Genomic DNA, 17,150 nt, shown 5'->3' on the forward strand with positions numbered 1-17,150 from the left:
TTGGATTGGCGACATGCCGCATCCGCTCCCCGCCATCCTGGCGCATCTCGACGAAAACGCCGCCGCTGCCGAGGCGCGGCTGATCGACTGGCTCCGCATCCCCAGCATCAGCGCCCAGCCGGCCCATGCCGGCGACTGCCTGCGCGCCGCCGGCTGGGTACGCGACGAATTGCAGGGCATGGGCTTCGCCGCCGAGGTCCGCCCGACCGCCGGCCATCCCGTGGTCGTCGGCCACCATCCCGGCCCGGGCCGACCAGGGGGAAAAGCTTCCCCGCACCTGCTGTTCTACGGCCATTACGACGTGCAGCCGGCCGACCCGCTGGCGCTCTGGACCTCGCCGCCCTTCGACCCCGTCGTGGTCGAGGGCCCGCACGGGCCGCGCGTGGTCGCCCGCGGCGCGGTGGACGACAAGGGCCAGTGCGCCATGTGGCTGGAAGCCCTGCGCGCCTGGCACTTGGTTGCCGGCGGCCCGCCCTGCGCGATCACCGTGCTGATCGAGGGCGAGGAGGAGGTCGGCAGCCCAAGCCTCGACCCCTTCCTCACCGCCAACCGGGAGGAGCTGAAGGCCGATGTCGCGGTGATCAGCGACACCGGGATGTGGGACATCGACACGCCGGCCATCACCACCAGCCTGCGCGGCATGGTCTATGCGCAGGTCGACCTGAAGGCGGCGTCCCGCGACCTGCACAGCGGCATCTATGGCGGCGCCGCGCGCAACCCGATCAACCTGCTCAGCCAGATCATGGGCGGGCTGCACGATGCCGACGGCCGTGTGCAGCTGCCCGGCTTCTACGACGGTGTGCGGGAGCTGACCAATGCGCAACGCGTCGAATGGGATGCGCTGCGGTTCGACGAGGCGGAGTTCCTTGGCGAGGTCGGCCTGTCCGTCCCGGCCGGCGAGCGCGGCCGCGGCGCGCTGGAGCGGATGTGGGCCAGGCCGACCGCCGACCTGAACGGCATCTGGGGCGGCTACACGGGCGATGGCAGCAAGACGGTCATCGCTTCGGAAGCGCATGCCAAGCTGTCCTGCCGCCTGGTCCCCGGCCAGGACCCGCAGAAGGTGGCCGAAAGCATCCGCCGCTTCGTCGCCGAGCGCCTGCCGGCCGACTGCACGGCCGAGGTCCAGGTCTTCAGCACCACCCCGGGGATCGAGGTCGCGGCCGACAGCCCCTGGGTCCGCGCCGCCCGCACCGCGTTGACGGAAGAATACGGCAAGCCCGCGGTGCTGATGGGCTGCGGCGGCTCGATCCCGGTGGTCGAGAGCATGCAGCGGCTGCTCGGCCTCGACAGCCTGCTGGTCGGCTTCGGGCTGACCGACGACCAGGTGCACAGCCCGAACGAGAAATTCGAGTTCCGCTGCCTGCACAAGGGCGCCCGAAGCCATGCGCGGCTGCTGGCGGAGATCGCCGGGCGCACCGCCTGAAACGGGCGGCGCGGGCCTGACCCGGGCTTTGCGGGCTCCGCCGGCGCGGGGTGCTGCCTAGGGCAGCACCTTGCCCGGGTTCATCCGCCCCACCGGGTCGAGCGCCGCCTTCAAGGTACGCATCAATTCCAGCGCGATCGGGTCCTTGTGCGTCGCCATGGCGTGACGCTTCGATTGGCCGATGCCGTGCTCGGCGGAGAAGCTGCCGCCGAGCGAGACCGCGATGGCATTGACCAGCGGCTCCATCTCCCCTGCCCGCTCGACCCAGGCGGCGCGATCGCCCGGCCAGTCCGCCGGCGCATGCAGCGACAGGTGGATGTTGCCGTCGCCGGCATGGCCGATCGCCGCCATCCGGCCCTCCGGCCAACGCGCCTTCAGCTCCCGCTCCGCAGTATTGACGAAGTCCGGCACGGCCGAGACCGGCACGGATGTGTCGGTGCCGACCGAGGGGCTGTCGCGCCGCGAGCAATCCGGGTAGTCCTCGCGGATCTTCCAGATCATCGCGCGCTGCGCCTCGCTCTCGGCGATGACGGCGTCCACCGCCTCCCCGCTCTCGATCGCGGCGCCCAGCGCGTCCTCGAGCATCTCGCGCAGCGGCACGCTCTCATGCGCCGCGGCTATCTCCACCATGACGTACCAGGGTGCCTCCAGCGGCAGCGGCATGCGCAGGCCGACGCCGTGTTTCGCCGCCATCTCCATGCAGAAGCGGGCGCAGAGCTCGAAGCCGATCAGCTCGGCGCCGCTGCCCATGACGCGGGAAAACAGCGAGAGCGCCGCGTCCGGGCTCGGCACCGCGACAAAGGCGCTCTCGACACGTTTCAGCGCCGGGACCATGCGCAGCGCCGCGGCGGTGATGACGCCCAGCGTCCCCTCCCCGCCGATGAACAGGTGCCGCATCGCATAGCCGCTATTGTCCTTCCGGACCCGCCGCAGGTCGTCGAGGACGCGGCCATCCGGCAGCACCACTTCCAGCCCCAGCACCAACTCGCGCGCATTGCCCCAGCGCAGCGTCCGGATGCCGCCGGCATTGGTCGACAGCATGCCGCCGATCTGCGCCGTGCCCTGCGCGCCCCATTGGATCGGAAACAGCCGCCCGGCCTCGGCCGCGGCCGCCTGCACCGTCTGCACCACGCAGCCGGCTTCCGCCACCAGGGAGAAGTCGCGCGCATCCACGTTCCGGATGCGGTTGAGCCGTTCGAGCGACAGCACCACCGCGGGCGGCCCGTTTGCCGCCGGCACTGCGCCGCCCGCAAGCCCGGTGCGGCCGCCGGCGGGGACGATGGACAGGCCCATGGCGCCGCAGCGCCTTACCACCTCCGCCACCTCGGCCGTGGAGCCGGGGCGGGCGACCGCCAGCGGCTGGCCGCGGTAGGCGCCACGCCAATCGACGGCATAGGGAGCGATGTCGTTGGCATCGCGGAGGACGTTCCTAGGGCCGACGGCGTCGGCCAGCATGTCGAGCAGACTCATTGTGGGGGCATCCTCCGCCGCGCCGGGCGCCGCTTCAACCCCCCTGGCCTGTCGGACCGCGCCGCGCTTCACTGCAGCCGACGGGTGAGGGAGATGCTGCGATGCACAAGGGAATGGGCGTATGAGCGACGGCGTGCCGCTGAGCGCGGATTATGTTGTGGTGGGCGCCGGCTCGGCCGGCTGCGCCGTCGCGGCGCGGCTCTCGGAGGACCCATCCGTCCGCGTCGTGCTGCTCGAGGCCGGGTCGCGCGACCGGAGCCCCTGGCTGCACGTCCCGATCGGCTATGCCAAGACCATGTATCACCCGACCCTGTCCTGGAACCTGGTGACGGAACCGGAGCCGGAGCTGGAAGGCCGCCGCGTCCCCTGGCCGCGCGGCCGCACCCTCGGCGGTTCCTCGGCGATCAACGGGCTGCTCTATGTCCGCGGCCAGCACGCCGACTACGACCATTGGCGCCAGCTCGGCTGCACCGGCTGGTCTTTTGAGGACGTATTGCCCTACTTCAAGCGGTCCGAGGACCAGGAGCGCGGCGCCTCCGACCTGCATGGCAAGGGCGGGCCGCTCGCCGTCTCCGACCTGCGCGACCGCAACCCTCTGGCGCTCGCCTTCATCGACGCCGCGGCCGAGCTCGGCTTCCCGCGCAACGACGACTTCAACGGGGCCGACCAGGAAGGCGCCGGCTTCTTCCAGGTGACGGCGCGCAACGGCTGGCGCTGCTCCTCCGCCTCCGCCTACCTGAAGCCGGCGCGCAGCCGGCCGAACCTCATCGTCGTCACCGACGCGCATAGCAACGGCCTGGTGATGGAAGGTCGCCGCGCCGCCGGCGTCTCCTTCACCCGGCATGGTGCGACGCTGACCATCAAGGCGGAACGCGAGGTGATCCTCTCGGCCGGTGCCATCGCCTCCCCGCATCTGCTGCTGTTGTCCGGAATCGGGCCGGCCGAGCACCTGCAGGATATCGGCGTACCTGTGGTGCACGATCTGGCGCAGGTCGGGCGCAACCTGCAGGACCATTTCCAGGCCCGGCTGGCCTTCCGGGTGAAGGGGCCGGGCAGCCTCAACGAGCGCGTCGCCAGCCTCTTCGGCAAGGCGATGATGGGCGCCGAATTCGCGCTCCGCCGCACCGGCCCGCTGACCGTCAGCGCCGGCACCGCGGGCCTCTTTGCCCGCGTGCTGCCGGGCAGCGGGACGCCTGACGTGCAGTACCACTTCCTGCCCTTCAGCACCTCGAAAACCATGCTGGAGTTGCATGACTTCCCTGGCATGACCATCAGCGCCTGCCAGCTCCGTCCGGAAAGCCGCGGCACCATCACGCTCGCCAGCCGCGACCCGATGCAGAAGGCGCTGATCCACGCCAACTACCTGGCGACCGAGACCGACCGGCGCTGCATGGTGGAGGGTATCAAGCTCGGCCGCCGCCTGGCCCAGGCCCGCGCCTTCGCCGGCATCGTCGAGGAGGAAATCGTACCCGGCGCGGCCGCCGCGAGCGACGACGACATCCTCGGCTTCATCCGCCGCACCGGCAACACGATCTACCACCCGAGCGGCACCTGCCGCATGGGTGGCGACCCGGCCAGCGTGGTAGACCCGGAGCTGCGGGTGCGGGGGATCGAGGGACTGCGGGTCGCCGATGCCTCGATCATGCCGACCGTGGTCTCCGGCAACACCAACGCGCCCAGCATCATGATCGGCGAGAAATGCGCCGACATGATCAAGGCCGCGGCAAAAGTCAGGCTGGCGGCCTGATCCGGCCCGCGATCGTCCCGCGTGGCGACACGCAGGACGTGGATCGCCGGCCCGACGGAGCCTAGCCCTTGAAACCGGCCATCGCCGATCTCCACTCGGCGGCAGCCAGGCTTTCCTCGATCGCCAGCAGCTCCGTCGCCAGCGCACCGCGCGGGTCGCGCTCCACGCCCTCGTCGATGCATCGCTTGGCCAGGCGCAGTGCGGCAGGGGGCGCCTTGGCGATGGTGGCGGCGATCTCCTCGACCGCAGCCTCCAGCGCCTCGGCCGGCACCAGCCGCGTCACCAGCCCGTGCGCCTGCGCCTCCTCCGCCGACAGCGCCCGCCCGGTCAGCATCATGTCCTTCGCCAGTCGCTTGCCGAGCACCCGCGGCAGCCGCTGCGTCGCGCCCACCGTGCCCCAGAGTGCCTCAGGCGTGCGGAAGCTGGCCGCCGTCGTCGCCACGACGAAATCGCAGGCGGCGACGATCTCGCAGCCCGATCCGACGGCCAACCCTTCCACCACGGCGACGACCGGCATGGGCAGCGCCTCGATCGCCGCATAGGCCGCGAAGCCCTTCAACCGCCGTGCCCGTACCTGGTCGTCGCTCATCCCCTGGCGCTCCTTCAGGTCGGCGCCGGCACAGAAGATCGGGCCGGCGGCGCGGATCAGCACCAGCCGCGCCGCCTCCGCCGCCACGCGCCGGCAGGCCGCGGCCAGCGCCTCTGCCATCGCCAGGTTGAAGGCATTGCGCGCCGCCGGCCGGTTCAGCCGCAGCGTCACCACGCCGCGCGCGTCCACTGCATGGTTCACCGTATCGTTCATCGCCGGATTCCCGCCGCATCGATCATCCTTTTGATGCCGCGCAGGTTCTCCGGCCCGTACTGCGCCGCAGCCAGGGCCAGCGCGCATGCCTCCTCCAGCAGCGCGTCCCGCGGCACCACGCGGTTGACCAGCCGCAACGCGCGCGCCTCCGCCGCATCCAGCGTGCGGCCAGTGGCCAGCATCTCGAAAGCGTCCTTGGGGCCGAGATGCCGCAGCAGTTGCGGCGCGACGAGCCGCGGCCAGATGCCGTGCCGCGCCTCCGGCCAGGTGAACAGCGCATCCTCCGCCGCCACGACCATGTCGCAGCCGAGCATCAGCGAAGCGCCCATCCCGACCACGCGGCCATGCACCGCCGCGACCACGGGCCGGGCCATGGCGCCCGGCGCGGCCAGCACCGCATCGGCCAGTGCCGCCCGCGCCTGCCAAGCTGCCGGGGCGTCGGTCAGCAGACGCCGTTCGTCGAGATCGCCCCCGGCGCAGAAGCCGGTACCCTCCCCGGCCAGCACCACAGCGGATACGGCCGCGTCCGCCTCCGCCGCCCGCAGCGCCTCCACCACGGCGGCAGAGAGCGCCATGCTGAGGGCATTGCGCTTCTCCGGCCGGTTCAGCCGCAGCAACAGGACAGGGCCGCGCATCTCACTCAGCAGGATCATGGCGCGGACGCTAGCGGCAGGTCCCGGGCTGTCAACGCGGCAAGGGAAGCAAAAGCAGGGAAAACGATATTCCCCAAACCTCCCGTCTAACTCTCTGCGTCTGCCCTTGCCACCTTCGAATCCAGGCGGCGGCCGAGGAGGTGCTCCGCGGCATGGCCCGCCGCACGGAGCGCGGCCAGGTCCAGTCCGGTGACATAGCCCATCGCGTCCAACGCAGTGGCCAGGTCCTCGGTGCAGGTATTGCCGGTGAAGCCCTCGCCATAGGCGATCCGCGCCGGATGGCCGCCCGTGCCGCCCAGCGCACAATCGGCATGGGTCAGGCCCGCTTCGATCGCCGCCAGCGTATTCGCCACCCCGGTGCCGCGGCTGTCGTGGAAATGCGCGATGAAGGTCGCCGTCGGCAGCGCGCCGTGCAGCCAGCCGATCAGGTCGCGCACCCGCGGCGGCGTCGCGCTGCCGATCGTGTCGCCGATCGCGATCCGGGTCACGCCCAGCGAGGCAAAGCGCTCGGCATCCTCCAGCACACGCTCCTGCGGCGTGCGGCCGTCAAAGGGGCAGTCGAAGGCGACGCTGATCGTGCCGACCAGGGTGAAAGCGTCGCGCCCCAACGCCGCCATCTCCGCGACATTCGCCCATTGCTCCTCGCGCGAGCGCTTCAGGTTGCGCTGCGAATGCCCCTCGCTGGCCGAGATCAGCAAGGAGATCTCCTCCGGCCCCCAGCCCGCCTCGCGCGCCGCCAGCGCCCGCTTCACCGCCTGGGGGTTCGGGCAGGTCGCCTTGAACAGCACGCCCGGCCGGCGGCGGACCCCGCGCAGCACAGCCTCGGCATCGGCAAATTGCGGTACCTGCCGCGGATGCGCGAAGCTGGTGATCTCGATGCGGCGGAAGCCGCAATCGGCGATCCGCTCGATTATCACGATCTTCGCCTCGGGCGGCAGGATGGTGTCCTCATGCTGCAGCCCGTCGCGGGCGAAGCATTCGCACAGCACGATGCCGGGTCCCTCCGGCGCCGCGCCCGCGGTGATCTCCTCCAGCTCGGCGGCGGTCGGCAGGTCGCTCATCGATTCAGGTCCTTGAGGATGGCGATGACGGCTTCGGGGTCGCGCGCGACATGCGCGCCGCCGGCGGCCAGCGCCGCCAGCTTGGCCGCGGCGGTTTCCCGCTCGGCGCCGGCCAGCGCGCCGGCATGGCCCATGCGCTTGCCCGGCGGCGCGTGCCGGCCGACGAGCATGGCGACGACGGGCTTCGGGCAGGATGGGATCGCCTCGGCCAGCGCATATTCCTTGTCGCCGCCGATCTCGCCGCAATAGGCGATGGCGGAGACAGCCGGATCGGCCGCGAGCGCCGCAAGCCATTCGTGCGGGTTGCGGCCGCAGACCGTGTCGCCGCCGATATGCGCGACGACCCGCTGACCAATTCCGGCCGCGGTCAGCAGCCGCGCCATGGTCAGGGTCAGCGTGCCGCTGCGGCAAAGCACCGCGACCGAACCAGGCGTGCAGAAGGACGGCGCGATGGAGCCAAGCAGCCCCAAGCCAGGCACGCACAGTCCGAGGGTGTTCGGCCCCACCATCCAGGATCCCGCCGCCCGCGCCGCCTGCGCCGCGCGCAGCCCGTCGTGCACCGGGACGTATTCCGCCGCGACCACGATGCTCGGGATGCCAGCCGCGGCGCGCACCGCATCCAGCACGCCCTCCGGCGGCGTGTAGATCACCGCGGCATCCGCCGGCTCCGGCAACGCACGGACATCGTCGTGAAGCGGCAGGCCGTCCACCACCTCCCCGCCGCGGCCGAGCGCGATGCCGGCGACCAGGTTGGTCCCGGCTTCCCGCATCGAGGCGACCTGGGCGGCGGCGTAGCGGCCAGTCGGGTTGAACACCACGACGCGACGGGGGAAGCTGCTGAGAAAGGGTGCGCTCATCACGGAGGGAACGGTGCGTCTCGCAGAGCATGATGGCAAGAGACTGCTGCACCAACACGGCGTGGCAATACCCCGCGGCACGCTGCTGCATGCTGCGCCTGCGAAGGATGCGCAGGGCATCTTCAAGGCGCAGGTGCTGGAGGGTGGCCGCGGCAAGCGCGGCTTGGTGCGCCGCAGCATGACGGGGGAGGCACCGCCGATCGCCGCCGCGATCCGTGCCGCACTCGGCGACGAGACCGCGCCATTGCTGCTCGAGGAAGCGGTGCCGATGGCACGGGAGATCTACCTGGCGCTCCGCATCGACGGCACGGCGCAATGCATCGAGCTGCTCTGCGCGCCGGAGGGCGGCGTCGAGGTCGAGCATGCGGCGTCCCTGCTGCGTTGCGGCATCGAACCTGAGGCGCCCGGCGTCCTGGAGACCGCCTATGCCGCGCTGCGCGCCGGCTTCGCACCCGACCTCGCGGCGCGGTTGGCGCGGCTGGCGCTGCGCCTCGCCCGCATCCTGCGCGACGAGGATCTCGACCTCCTGGAGATCAACCCGCTCGGCCTGCTGCCGGACGGACGGCTGGTCGCCTGCGACGCCAAGCTCGTACGCGACGACTCCGCGGTGTTCCGCCATGCGGCGCCCGCCCTGTCCGCAGCGCTCGAAGATGCGGCGCTGACGCCGCTGGAACGCCGTGCCCGCGACCAGGGCTTCCAGCTGGTGGAGCTGGAGGGCGGCACCGTGGCGATGATCACCGCCGGCGCCGGCCTCGGCATGCTGATGCTCGACCTGTTGGCGGATGCCGGGTGCCCCGCCGCCTGCTTCATGGACAATGCCAATGGCGGCCCGGCCGAGACCATGCCGGATCGCCTTGCCGCCGCCTTCGAGATCGCCGCGCGGCCGGAGGTGAAGGCGATCATGTTCTTCACCACGCTGGCCTCGCGCGGCCTGAAGGCCCGGGTCGATGCGCTGGCCGCCGCGCTGCGCGCCAACCCGCCGACCAAGCCCTTTCTCGCCGGCATCGCCGCTGGCCACGCGGCGCTGCGCGGCTATCCGCTGGACCAGGCCCGTGCCGACCTCGCCGCCGTCGGCGTCGCCGCGCTGCACGACAACCCGCACGACCTGGTGCGGGCAGTGGCGGCAGCGGTGCGCGGTTGAGCTATTCCGGCTCGATCCCCGCCATGCGCATGATGCGGCCGTATTTTACCCGCTCGCTGCGACCATAGGCGATGGCGGTGTCCAGATCCATCGCCACCGGGTCCATGCTCATCTCCCGCAGCCGTCGGCTGATCTCCGGCTCCTGCACCGCCAGGGTGACCTGCCGGTTGACCTCGCGCTGGATGGCCGGCGCGACCGCGCTGCGGATGCCCATGCCGATATAGCCGTTGGTCTCGAAGCCGTCGTACAGCTCGCGCATCGCCGGCAGGTCGGGGAAGCGGGCGGAGCGTGTCGGGCCGGTCACCGCCAGAGCGCGGAACTTGCCGGAGTTCAGATGCGCATCGGCTGCCACCATGTCGATGAAGCAGAACTGCACCTGCCCGGCCATCAGGTCGGTGATCGCGTTGCCGACGATCTTGTAGGAGACCTCCTCGAATTCCAGCTTCGCCACCCGCTTCAGCAGCGCCGCGGGAATGCGGGAGGAACCGTTGAACCAGGCCGAGTTCAGCTTGCCCGGCTGCGCCTGGATGGCGGCGAAAAGCTCTTCCGCCGTCTTCCACGGGCTGTCCGCCGCCACCATCAGGTAGCTCGAGGTCAGGCCGAAGACGCCGACCAGCGCGAAGTCGCGTTCCGCATCATAGCCCGGGTTGCGCATCAGATACGGATTGACCGAGAAAGTCGTCGTCGCGCCGAGCAGCAGCGTATGGCCATCCGCCGGAGCCTGCAGCACCGCAAGCGTGCCGACCACGCCATTGCCGCCGGCGATGTTCTCGACGACGAAACCCTGCCCCGTGGCCGCCTGCATCTGCCGCCCGACCAGCCGGGCGCAGATGTCGCTGGACCCGCCGGCAGCGAAGGGCACGACGATGCGCACTGGCCGCAGCGGCCAAGCCGCCGCCCTCGCCGGCCCGCCGAGCGCCGCAGCGCCACCGAGCGCCAGGATCCCGCGCCGTCCGATCATGCCGTCTCCTCCGAGTCTTTTCTTGGTTCATCAGCCTGCACCACCAGCCGCTTCGGCGCTACCAGGCGGTAGCTGCGGCGGACCAGTTCCGTCACCTCCGCCCAGTCCGGCAACAGGTGCAGCCGCATGCCGACCCAGCCCTTGGGACCGAGATAGGGCGGAGCGAAGAAGCGGTCGGCATCGGCTCCGACCAGCACCTGCTGCGCGCCGGGCGGCGCCTTGCACCAGACCGCAATGTCCCCTCCCGCGCCCGGCGCCATGGCGAAGATCTTCCCGCGCACCCGGAAGGTCGGCAAGTCCCAGGTCTCGCGCTCCTCCGTTTCCGGCAGGGCGAGGCAGAGCGCGCGCAGCCTGGCCATCGGCCCCGCCGCCATCCGGCTCAGACCCCGCGCAGGTCGAGCGCCATCAGCACCTCGTCCACATATTGCCCGGGGCCGAGCTTCAACCCGCGCGGGTCCGTGCCATAGGCGCGGAAGCCCAGGGCGACATAGAGCGCATGCGCCGCCACTGCCTCGGCGCTGACCGTCAGCCGCAGCGTCTCGAGTCCCGCGTCCCGGGCGACGGCGATCGTCCGTTCCAGCAGCAGGCGGCCGAGACCCTGGCTGCGCGCCACGCGGCGCACATAGACGCCCCAGACCTGGCCCTTATGTGCCAGCTTCCGCCGGGGCTCGGCATGCAGGCCGGCCATGGCCTGGGGTGCCGCCTCGCCCGGCAGCCAGGCGCCGAGGATCGCGTCCGGCGGGTCCTGCGGCATCCCGGCGGCGAAGCAAGCGACGTCACGCGACGCCTCCTCCTCGAAGGTCGCGCCGAAGGCGTCCGGGTGCAGCCGCAGCGCCTCAAGCCGGATCTCGCGGAAGGCGGCGGCCTCGGCCAGGGTGAAGGCACGGATGATGGGCGACATGCGGAGCCTCGACAGGGCGCTTGCGACCGGCATCATGCGCCGGCCCGCAGGTGCAAGAAACCATGATGACCCTTGGCTTCAGCATCCGTACCGTCACCACCCGCGTCGATGCCGCGCTCTGCGCCCGGGCCGCCAAGCCGCCTGCAGCCAATATCAGCGGCGTGGTGAACCACGTGCAGACCATGCGCGGGGGCTTTCGCGCCTTCGGCGGCCGGCTGGCGGTGGCGGGTCCCGCCTTCACCGTGAAGGCGCGACGCGGGGACAACCTGACGCTGCACCGCGTCATCGACCTAGCGGTGCCGGGCGATGTCATTGTCATCGACGCCGGCGGCCTCGGCACCGCCACCACGGGGGATCTGGTGATGCGCTGGGCTGCGCGCCGCGGCATTGCCGCGGTGGTCATCGACGGCGCCACCTGCGACGCGGCGCATCCCGACGATATGGAGCTCGGCGTCTGGGCGCGCGGCGTAACACCCTCCGGCCTCCACAAAGACGGGCCAGGCGAGATCGGCTGCCCGATCGCCTGCGGCGGCCAAGGGGTGATGCCGGGTGACCTGATCATGGCGGACGAGGACGGCGTGGTGGTGCTGCCGTTGGCCGATGCGGAAGCATCGATTGCCGCGGCCGAGCGCCACAATGCCAATGAAACCGCGGCGCAGGCTGCGATGGATGCCGGTCGCTGGGACCGTGGCTGGGTGGTGGAGGCGCTCAGGGCAAAGGGTTGCAAGGGCGCCTGACCGCCCGCACTGCGGCATAGGCCGGCTCGGCCACGAAGCTGCCGCGATCGTCGCCCGGCTCCGCCATGGCCGCCAGCCCCAGCGCCACGGCGAATTGCACGGCGCCGAAGGTGAGTCCGGTGAACAGCCAAAACAGCAGCGCCGGCCAGACGCCAGCGGAGGGCGCGCACAGCAAGGTGCCGACCCCGCCCAGATCGGACAATAGCAGCGCCGCGAGGAAGAGCGAGGCGATGCCGAAGCCGATGGCGACCTGCAGTGCGAAGAAGCGAAGGACCGGCATGCGGCATCAGCGCCGCAGCCGGCCCCGGGTTCATTCGCTGCGCGGAGTCGCGTGCGGCGCCAGCCAGCCCATGGTCGCATCGGGCTCGGCATCCGTCGTCGGCAGATAGGGCTTGATGTCGAGCAGCGGCGTACCGTTGGCGCAGTCGAGGTTGCGTACCCGCAGCACGCCGGGCGCAGCGAATCCCTCGAACCGCACTACCGAGAGCGCAATCGGGTTCGGCCGCACCGGTGCCCGCGTCGCAAAGATCCCGCGCCGGTCGCCGTCGAAGCGCGGCGAGAGCACCAGCGGCGCCGGTGCGGCGCGATCCATCCAATAGAGCAGGATGAGGTGGCTGAACCCATCCAGGCCCAGCAGCCCGGCCTGATATTCCGGCGCCACCACCGCGCGGCATTCCGGCAGCGGATCCGGCTGGCGGCCGTTGCGCGGGCAGTCGGCCGGGGTGATCCAGGGCGTCTCGAGATGGCCGATGGGCGTCACGCTGAAAGCGGCCATGGATGCCTCCCTTGGGAACCAGCACGGCCCGCTGTATTCTTTCCGGAACGCGGAGGAAAGTGGATGCCGGGATTGGGAAGACGCGCCCTGCTGGGCAGCTTGCTGGCGGCGCCGGCCCTGGCGCAGGCATCCTGGCCGAACCGCCCGATCCGCTTCATCAGCCCCTTCGCCCCGGGCGGTCCGCAGGAGGTGCCGGCGCGGATCATCGCCGAGCACCTGTCGCAGCGGCTCGGCCAGCCCGTGGTGATCGAATCGAGGCCGGGCGCGGGCAGCGCCGTCGGCACGCAGTTCGTGGCGCGCGAGACGGACGGCCACACCTTCCTTTTCACCACGACCTCCTTCGCCACCCTGCCGGCGATCATGAAGGATCCCGGCTTCGATCCCTTCGTCGATCTGGTGCCGGTGACGCTGGTCTCGGAAAGCTCCTTGCTGCTGGCGGCGCGGGCCGATGCGCCCTTCGTCGATGTCGCCGGGCTGCTGGCGGCGGCGAAGGCGCGGCCGGGGCGGATCAGCGTCGGCTCGGCCGGCATCGGCTCCTCCACCCACCTGTCAATGGCGCTGCTGCAGAACCTGGCGGGGATCGAACTGCTGCACGTGCCCTATCGCGGCGTGACCCAGTCCTTGACCGCGCTGCTGGCGGGCGACATCGATCTCTGGACCGGCGATCCCTCGATCCCGGCGGGGCAGTTGCAGGACGGCAAGGTCCGGCCGCTGGCAGTGACCACCGCGGCGCGCAGCCCGGCGCTGCCGAACGTGCCGGCGATCGGCGAGGCGGTGCCGGGCTTCGCCGTGCCCTTCTGGTTTGCCATGCTCGGCGGCCGTGCCACGCCGGCCGAGGCGGTGCCGATCCTGATACGGGAGATGGCGGCGCTGCGCGCGCCGGACAGCGCGCTGTGGCGCCGCATGACGGCGCAGGGCGCGACGGTCCTGCTGACCGGGCCGGAGGCGCTGGCCGCGCGGCTGCGGCAGGAAATCCCGCAATGGAAGCGGGTGGCCGCCGCCGCCGGGATCACCCCGGAATGACGGGAGCGGGCGGCGCGACCACCGCGCCGCCGAGCAGCGACTCGATTTCCGTCTCCGTATAGCCCGCCTCCGCCAGCACGCCGCGCGCGTCGGCCGAGAGGCGCGGCGCCAGGCGGATCTCGTCCGGCCCGGCGGCGGAGAAGGTGACGGGGCGGCCGAGGCCGGTCATCGCGCCCTCGGTCGGGTGGACCTCCTGGCGCAGCAGGCCGGTTTCCCAGAGATGCGGATCCTCCAGCAGCCCCTCGATCGTCGCATAGGGCATGGCGGGGATCTCGCGGCGCCGGAACTCCGCCGCCCACTCCGCGGTCGGGCGCTGCCGCAGCGCCTCGGCGCGCAGGGTGAAGTAGGCATCGACGTTGCGGAAGCGGGCGACGACGCTGTTGAAGCGCGGGTCGTCGCGCAGTTCCGGCCGGCCGATGGCGTCGAAGAAGGCGAAGGCCTGCGCATCGGTATTGGCCGAGACGGCGATGTAGCCGTCCTGCGTCGGGATCGGCCTGGCATCCGGGTTCATCACCCGTGGGTCGCCGGTGGCGCCCTCGGGGTCGAAGGTGCGCCTGAACATGTGCTCGGTCAGGACGAAATGCGCCATGCTCTCGTACATCGGGACCTCGATCGCCTGGCCCCCTCCTTCCCCTGGGCCGCTGCGCTCGCGGGCGAGCAGCGCGGCGGTGATCGCCTGGCTGGCGATGATGCCGGTGATGTGGTCGCAGAGCACGAAGGGGGCGTAGCGCGGTTCCCCGGTGACGCGGCCGAGCGCTGCGGCGAAGCCGGACATGCCCTGGATGATGGTGTCGTAGGCCGGGCTGTCATGATGCCGGCCGCGGCTGCCGAAACCGACGATGACGCAGAAGACGAGGCGCGGGTTGCGCGGCCGCAGCGCCTCCCAGCTGATGCCGAGGCGCTTCAGCGCGCCGCCGCGCATGTTGGTCACCAGCACGTCGGCCTGCTCGGCGAGCCGCGCCAGCACCGCCATGCCGTCCGCGGTCTTCAGGTCGACGGCGATGCTGCGCTTGCCGCGGTTGAAGTGGATGAACTTGGGGGACATGTCGGGCGAGGGTGCCGGGCCGCCGAGCTTGCGCAGCAGGTCGCCCTCGGGGCTTTCCAGCTTGATGACCTCTGCGCCCTGCTCGGCAAGCGTCAGCGTACAGGATGGGCCGACGACCACGGCGGTGAGGTCGAGGACCTTGACGCCGGACAATGGTCCCTTGGTCATGCCGCGCTCTCCGCCACGCATTCGAAAGCCTGCCGCCCGGCATCGTCCAGCGCCCAGAGCCGCGCCCGGCCCGGCGCCTCCAGGTGGCAGGCCAGCGTCGCCTGCCGTCCGACGAAGAGCGGCCGCCCAGCCCGCGTCGTCACCCGCCGCAGCGGCCCCGGCAGGTGCCGCTTGGCCAACTCCGTCAGCTTGGTCGTGGTGATGCCGCCATTGACGACGAGGGCGGGATAACCCTCCGTTTCGCGGGCGTAGTCGGCATCGTAGTGGATGCGGTGGCCGTTGTAGGTCACCGCCGAGTAGCGGAAGAGCAGCGTGGTGTCGGGCGTGAAGCCCTCGCGCACCGTGCCGTCCGGCAGCACCGGCGGTGCCGCCTCGGCCACGGCGGCGCCTGGCGTCGCCGCCTCCCGATAGACCAGGTCCTGCTCCTCCGCCACGCATTCGCGGCCGCCGCTCTCGATGCCATGCCGCACCGTGACGAAGATCATCCGTCCGCTGCGGCCGGTCTTCGGCGCAATGGCGGTGATGCGCGAGACGCGACGGACATCCGCGCCGATGGCGACCGGCGCCTGGAACCAGGTCCGCCGGCCGGCGAACATCCGCCGCGGCAGCGGCACCGGCGGCAGGAACTCGCCGAGCGCCGCGTGGCCATCCGGCCCCAGCCCGGATTGCCGCGCCAGCGGCCCGAACAGCGCGGCGTGCCAACCTTCCGGCATCGGCGCGCCGTGACGGATGGTACCCGGGTCCTGGTCCAGGAGGGCGGCGAGCCGGCGCAGCAGCACCAGGCTCGCCTCGTCCTCCGCCACCTCCTCGCGGCCGATCCAGCCCTGCAACGCGGCCTCGTCCATGCCCGCCCTCCCCTTTCCGCCGAGTCTCCCGGCCGTGGGACGGGCTGTCAAACCGCGCTCGCCGTTTCCGCAGGGTCACCATCAGGCTGACGACGACACGACGGAGCGAGATCGACGGCGGGCACGGGAGAGGCTGCGACACCGCATCGGATCGTCGTCGTGGGCGGCGGCGCTGGAACTGGTGACCAGGCTCGGCAATACGCTCGGGCGTTCGGGGAAGGCGCAGGTGACGCTGGTCGAGAAGGCCCGCACGCATCTCTGGAAGCCGCTGCTGCATGCGGTCGCCGCCGGCAGCCTCACCGCGCGCAGCATGAGCTGAACTACCTCGCCCAGGCACATTGGCCCCGCTTCACCTACCGCTTCGGGGAGATGATCGGCCTCGATCGCGAGAAGCGGGAGGTGCTGCTGGGCGCGACGAAGGATGACGAGGGCCGGCAGATCACCCCGCCCAACGCCGTCCCCTACGACACGCTGGTGGTTTCGATCGGCAGCGTCACCAACAACTTCGGCACTCCGGGCGCCGCGCAAGTCGCGGTGCCGCTGGCGACGCCGGAACAGGCCAGCCGCTTCCACCGCCGCCTGGTCAATGCCCGCCTGCGCGCCGATAGCCAGGCGGAGCCGGTGTGGCCGGGCCACTGCACGTGGCGATCACCGGTGCCGGCGCGACCGGCACCGAACTGGCGGCGGAGCTGCACCGCACCGTCCGCGCCGTGGTGGCCTAGGGCCTCACCCGCATCGACCCCGAGAGCGATATCCGCATCCGTCTGGTCGAAGCCGCGCCGCACATCCTGCCGGCACTGCCCGAGCGCATCTCCATCGCCACGACGGAGCTGCTGATAAAGCTGGGGTCGAGGTCCTGGCAGGCCGGCGGGTCAGCGAGGTGCGGGAAGACGGAGCCGGTCTCGCGGATGGCGAATTCCTGCCCGGGGAACTGGTCGTCTGGGCCGCCGGGGTGAAGGGGCCGAAGGTGCTGGAGGACATCGCGGGACTCGAGACCACGCGGACCAACCAGCTGCTGGTCGAGCCGACGCTACAGACCACGCGCGATTCGGATATTTTCGCCATGGGCGACTGTGCCGCCTGCCCACGGCCGGACGGCCAGGGCTTCCTGCCGCCACGCGCCCAGGCGGCGCACCAGCAGGCCTCGCACGTGATCGGGCAAATCAACCGGCAGCCGACGGGCCAGCCACTGACGCCCTTTGTCTACCGCGACTTCGGCTCGCTGGTCTCGCTCGGCAAGTACCGCACGGTCGGCGGCCTGATGGGCTTCCTGGTCGACAAAAGCATGTTCATCGAGGGGTATTTCGCCCGACTGATGTATCGCTCGCTCTACAAGGTGCACCAGTCGGCGCTGCACGGGCATCGCCGGTGGCCTGGCGGACTCTGGCGAGTCTTCTCACCTCCCGCATGGAGCCGGGAGTGAGGCTGCACTGACTGGACGGATGTCGCCCTGACCCTGTCGGGGCAAACTCCGTCCAGGTTTTGTTAAGCTGGCGATTCACGTCCTGCGTGTCTTCACTCAGGACGATCGAGGCTGGCCG

The 17,150-nt window shown here is 71.3% G+C and carries 19 protein-coding genes; 7 read left to right on the forward strand and 12 right to left on the reverse strand.

Translation table 11 applies throughout. From position 1 onward, the window contains the following. The first annotated feature begins 13 nt into the window (after positions 1-13). Positions 14-1,423 (forward strand): dipeptidase, encoded by a 1,410-nt coding sequence (locus tag E2C06_RS04955; protein WP_133287471.1) that lies wholly within the window; start codon positions 14-16, stop codon positions 1,421-1,423. A gap of 57 nt (positions 1,424-1,480) precedes the next feature. Here E2C06_RS04955 and E2C06_RS04960 read toward each other — a convergent pair whose 3' ends face one another. After that, positions 1,481-2,893: an FAD-binding oxidoreductase gene (locus tag E2C06_RS04960; protein WP_133287472.1), complete on the reverse strand. Its 1,413-nt coding sequence runs from the start codon at positions 2,891-2,893 to the stop codon at positions 1,481-1,483. Between the two features lie 121 nt (positions 2,894-3,014). Between E2C06_RS04960 and E2C06_RS04965 the strand changes: the two genes are divergently transcribed. Further along, positions 3,015-4,640: a GMC family oxidoreductase gene (locus E2C06_RS04965; protein WP_133287473.1), complete on the forward strand. Its 1,626-nt coding sequence runs from the start codon at positions 3,015-3,017 to the stop codon at positions 4,638-4,640. Positions 4,641-4,701: 61 nt separating this feature from the next. Here the strand turns inward: E2C06_RS04965 and E2C06_RS04970 are convergent, their stop codons facing one another. The 4 genes from E2C06_RS04970 to E2C06_RS04985 all read right to left on the reverse strand — a co-directional run bounded on the left by E2C06_RS04970 (position 4,702) and on the right by E2C06_RS04985 (position 8,013). After that, on the reverse strand, positions 4,702-5,442 hold the full coding sequence (locus E2C06_RS04970) for an enoyl-CoA hydratase/isomerase family protein (protein WP_133287474.1): 741 nt from the start codon (positions 5,440-5,442) through the stop codon (positions 4,702-4,704). Continuing rightward, positions 5,439-6,095 carry an enoyl-CoA hydratase/isomerase family protein gene (locus E2C06_RS04975; protein WP_133287475.1) on the reverse strand — a complete coding sequence of 219 codons (657 nt, stop codon included), beginning with the start codon at positions 6,093-6,095 and terminating at the stop codon, positions 5,439-5,441. The genes E2C06_RS04970 and E2C06_RS04975 overlap by 4 nt, the downstream gene beginning before the upstream one ends. Before the next feature lie 86 nt (positions 6,096-6,181). Further along, complete coding sequence (locus E2C06_RS04980; protein ID WP_133287476.1) at positions 6,182-7,156, reverse strand: hydroxymethylglutaryl-CoA lyase; 975 nt, start codon at positions 7,154-7,156, stop codon at positions 6,182-6,184. Continuing rightward, positions 7,153-8,013, reverse strand: coding sequence for a CoA-binding protein (locus E2C06_RS04985; RefSeq protein ID WP_165982221.1), 861 nt, complete (start codon positions 8,011-8,013; stop codon positions 7,153-7,155). The genes E2C06_RS04980 and E2C06_RS04985 overlap by 4 nt, the downstream gene beginning before the upstream one ends. A gap of 13 nt (positions 8,014-8,026) precedes the next feature. Here E2C06_RS04985 and E2C06_RS04990 point away from each other — a divergent pair, with 13 nt between their 5' ends. Further along, a complete protein-coding gene (locus E2C06_RS04990) occupies positions 8,027-9,154 on the forward strand; it encodes an ATP-grasp domain-containing protein (protein WP_165982222.1) in 1,128 nt (375 codons plus the stop codon). Between the two features lies 1 nt (position 9,155). Here the strand turns inward: E2C06_RS04990 and E2C06_RS04995 are convergent, their stop codons facing one another. Genes E2C06_RS04995 through E2C06_RS05005 form a run of 3 tightly spaced genes read right to left on the reverse strand, consistent with a single transcriptional unit; the run spans position 9,156 to position 11,016 of the window. Further along, complete coding sequence (locus tag E2C06_RS04995; protein ID WP_133287479.1) at positions 9,156-10,115, reverse strand: Bug family tripartite tricarboxylate transporter substrate binding protein; 960 nt, start codon at positions 10,113-10,115, stop codon at positions 9,156-9,158. Further along, positions 10,112-10,474 (reverse strand): MmcQ/YjbR family DNA-binding protein, encoded by a 363-nt coding sequence (locus E2C06_RS05000; RefSeq protein ID WP_133287480.1) that lies wholly within the window; start codon positions 10,472-10,474, stop codon positions 10,112-10,114. Before E2C06_RS05000 ends, E2C06_RS04995 begins: the two co-directional genes overlap by 4 nt. A gap of 20 nt (positions 10,475-10,494) precedes the next feature. Next, positions 10,495-11,016, reverse strand: a complete 522-nt coding sequence (locus E2C06_RS05005; RefSeq protein ID WP_165982224.1) for a GNAT family N-acetyltransferase — start codon at positions 11,014-11,016, stop codon at positions 10,495-10,497. Positions 11,017-11,078: 62 nt separating this feature from the next. Between E2C06_RS05005 and E2C06_RS05010 the strand changes: the two genes are divergently transcribed. Beyond that, on the forward strand, positions 11,079-11,753 hold the full coding sequence (locus E2C06_RS05010; RefSeq protein ID WP_133287482.1) for an RraA family protein: 675 nt from the start codon (positions 11,079-11,081) through the stop codon (positions 11,751-11,753). Here the strand turns inward: E2C06_RS05010 and E2C06_RS05015 are convergent. Both E2C06_RS05015 and tsaA read right to left on the reverse strand, forming a co-directional pair. After that, positions 11,725-12,033, reverse strand: a complete 309-nt coding sequence (locus E2C06_RS05015) for a hypothetical protein (protein ID WP_133287483.1) — start codon at positions 12,031-12,033, stop codon at positions 11,725-11,727. The two genes, E2C06_RS05010 and E2C06_RS05015, sit on opposite strands and share 29 nt — an antisense overlap. A gap of 30 nt (positions 12,034-12,063) precedes the next feature. Further along, the gene (gene tsaA, locus E2C06_RS05020; protein WP_133287484.1) at positions 12,064-12,528 is read right to left on the reverse strand and encodes a tRNA (N6-threonylcarbamoyladenosine(37)-N6)-methyltransferase TrmO; all 465 of its coding nucleotides are present in this window, start codon (positions 12,526-12,528) and stop codon (positions 12,064-12,066) included. Between the two features lie 72 nt (positions 12,529-12,600). On the opposite strand from tsaA, the gene E2C06_RS05025 reads away from it, so the two are divergent. Beyond that, entirely contained in the window at positions 12,601-13,551 is a 951-nt protein-coding gene (locus E2C06_RS05025) for a Bug family tripartite tricarboxylate transporter substrate binding protein (RefSeq protein WP_165982225.1), read from the forward strand. Here the strand turns inward: E2C06_RS05025 and E2C06_RS05030 are convergent. Continuing rightward, complete coding sequence (locus E2C06_RS05030; RefSeq protein ID WP_133287486.1) at positions 13,538-14,764, reverse strand: CaiB/BaiF CoA transferase family protein; 1,227 nt, start codon at positions 14,762-14,764, stop codon at positions 13,538-13,540. The two genes, E2C06_RS05025 and E2C06_RS05030, sit on opposite strands and share 14 nt — an antisense overlap. Further along, the gene (locus tag E2C06_RS05035; protein WP_133287487.1) at positions 14,761-15,609 is read right to left on the reverse strand and encodes an FAS1-like dehydratase domain-containing protein; all 849 of its coding nucleotides are present in this window, start codon (positions 15,607-15,609) and stop codon (positions 14,761-14,763) included. Before E2C06_RS05035 ends, E2C06_RS05030 begins: the two co-directional genes overlap by 4 nt. 181 nt (positions 15,610-15,790) lie before the next feature. Here E2C06_RS05035 and E2C06_RS38615 point away from each other — a divergent pair, with 181 nt between their 5' ends. Next, positions 15,791-15,928 (forward strand): hypothetical protein, encoded by a 138-nt coding sequence (locus tag E2C06_RS38615; protein ID WP_206664438.1) that lies wholly within the window; start codon positions 15,791-15,793, stop codon positions 15,926-15,928. 561 nt (positions 15,929-16,489) lie between these two features. Then, positions 16,490-17,032, forward strand: a complete 543-nt coding sequence (locus E2C06_RS39160) for an NAD(P)/FAD-dependent oxidoreductase (RefSeq protein WP_241671126.1) — start codon at positions 16,490-16,492, stop codon at positions 17,030-17,032. Positions 17,033-17,150 lie beyond the last annotated feature (118 nt).

This window comes from Dankookia rubra, from assembly GCF_004355005.1.
Lineage (GTDB): Bacteria > Pseudomonadota > Alphaproteobacteria > Acetobacterales > Acetobacteraceae > Paracraurococcus > Paracraurococcus ruber_A.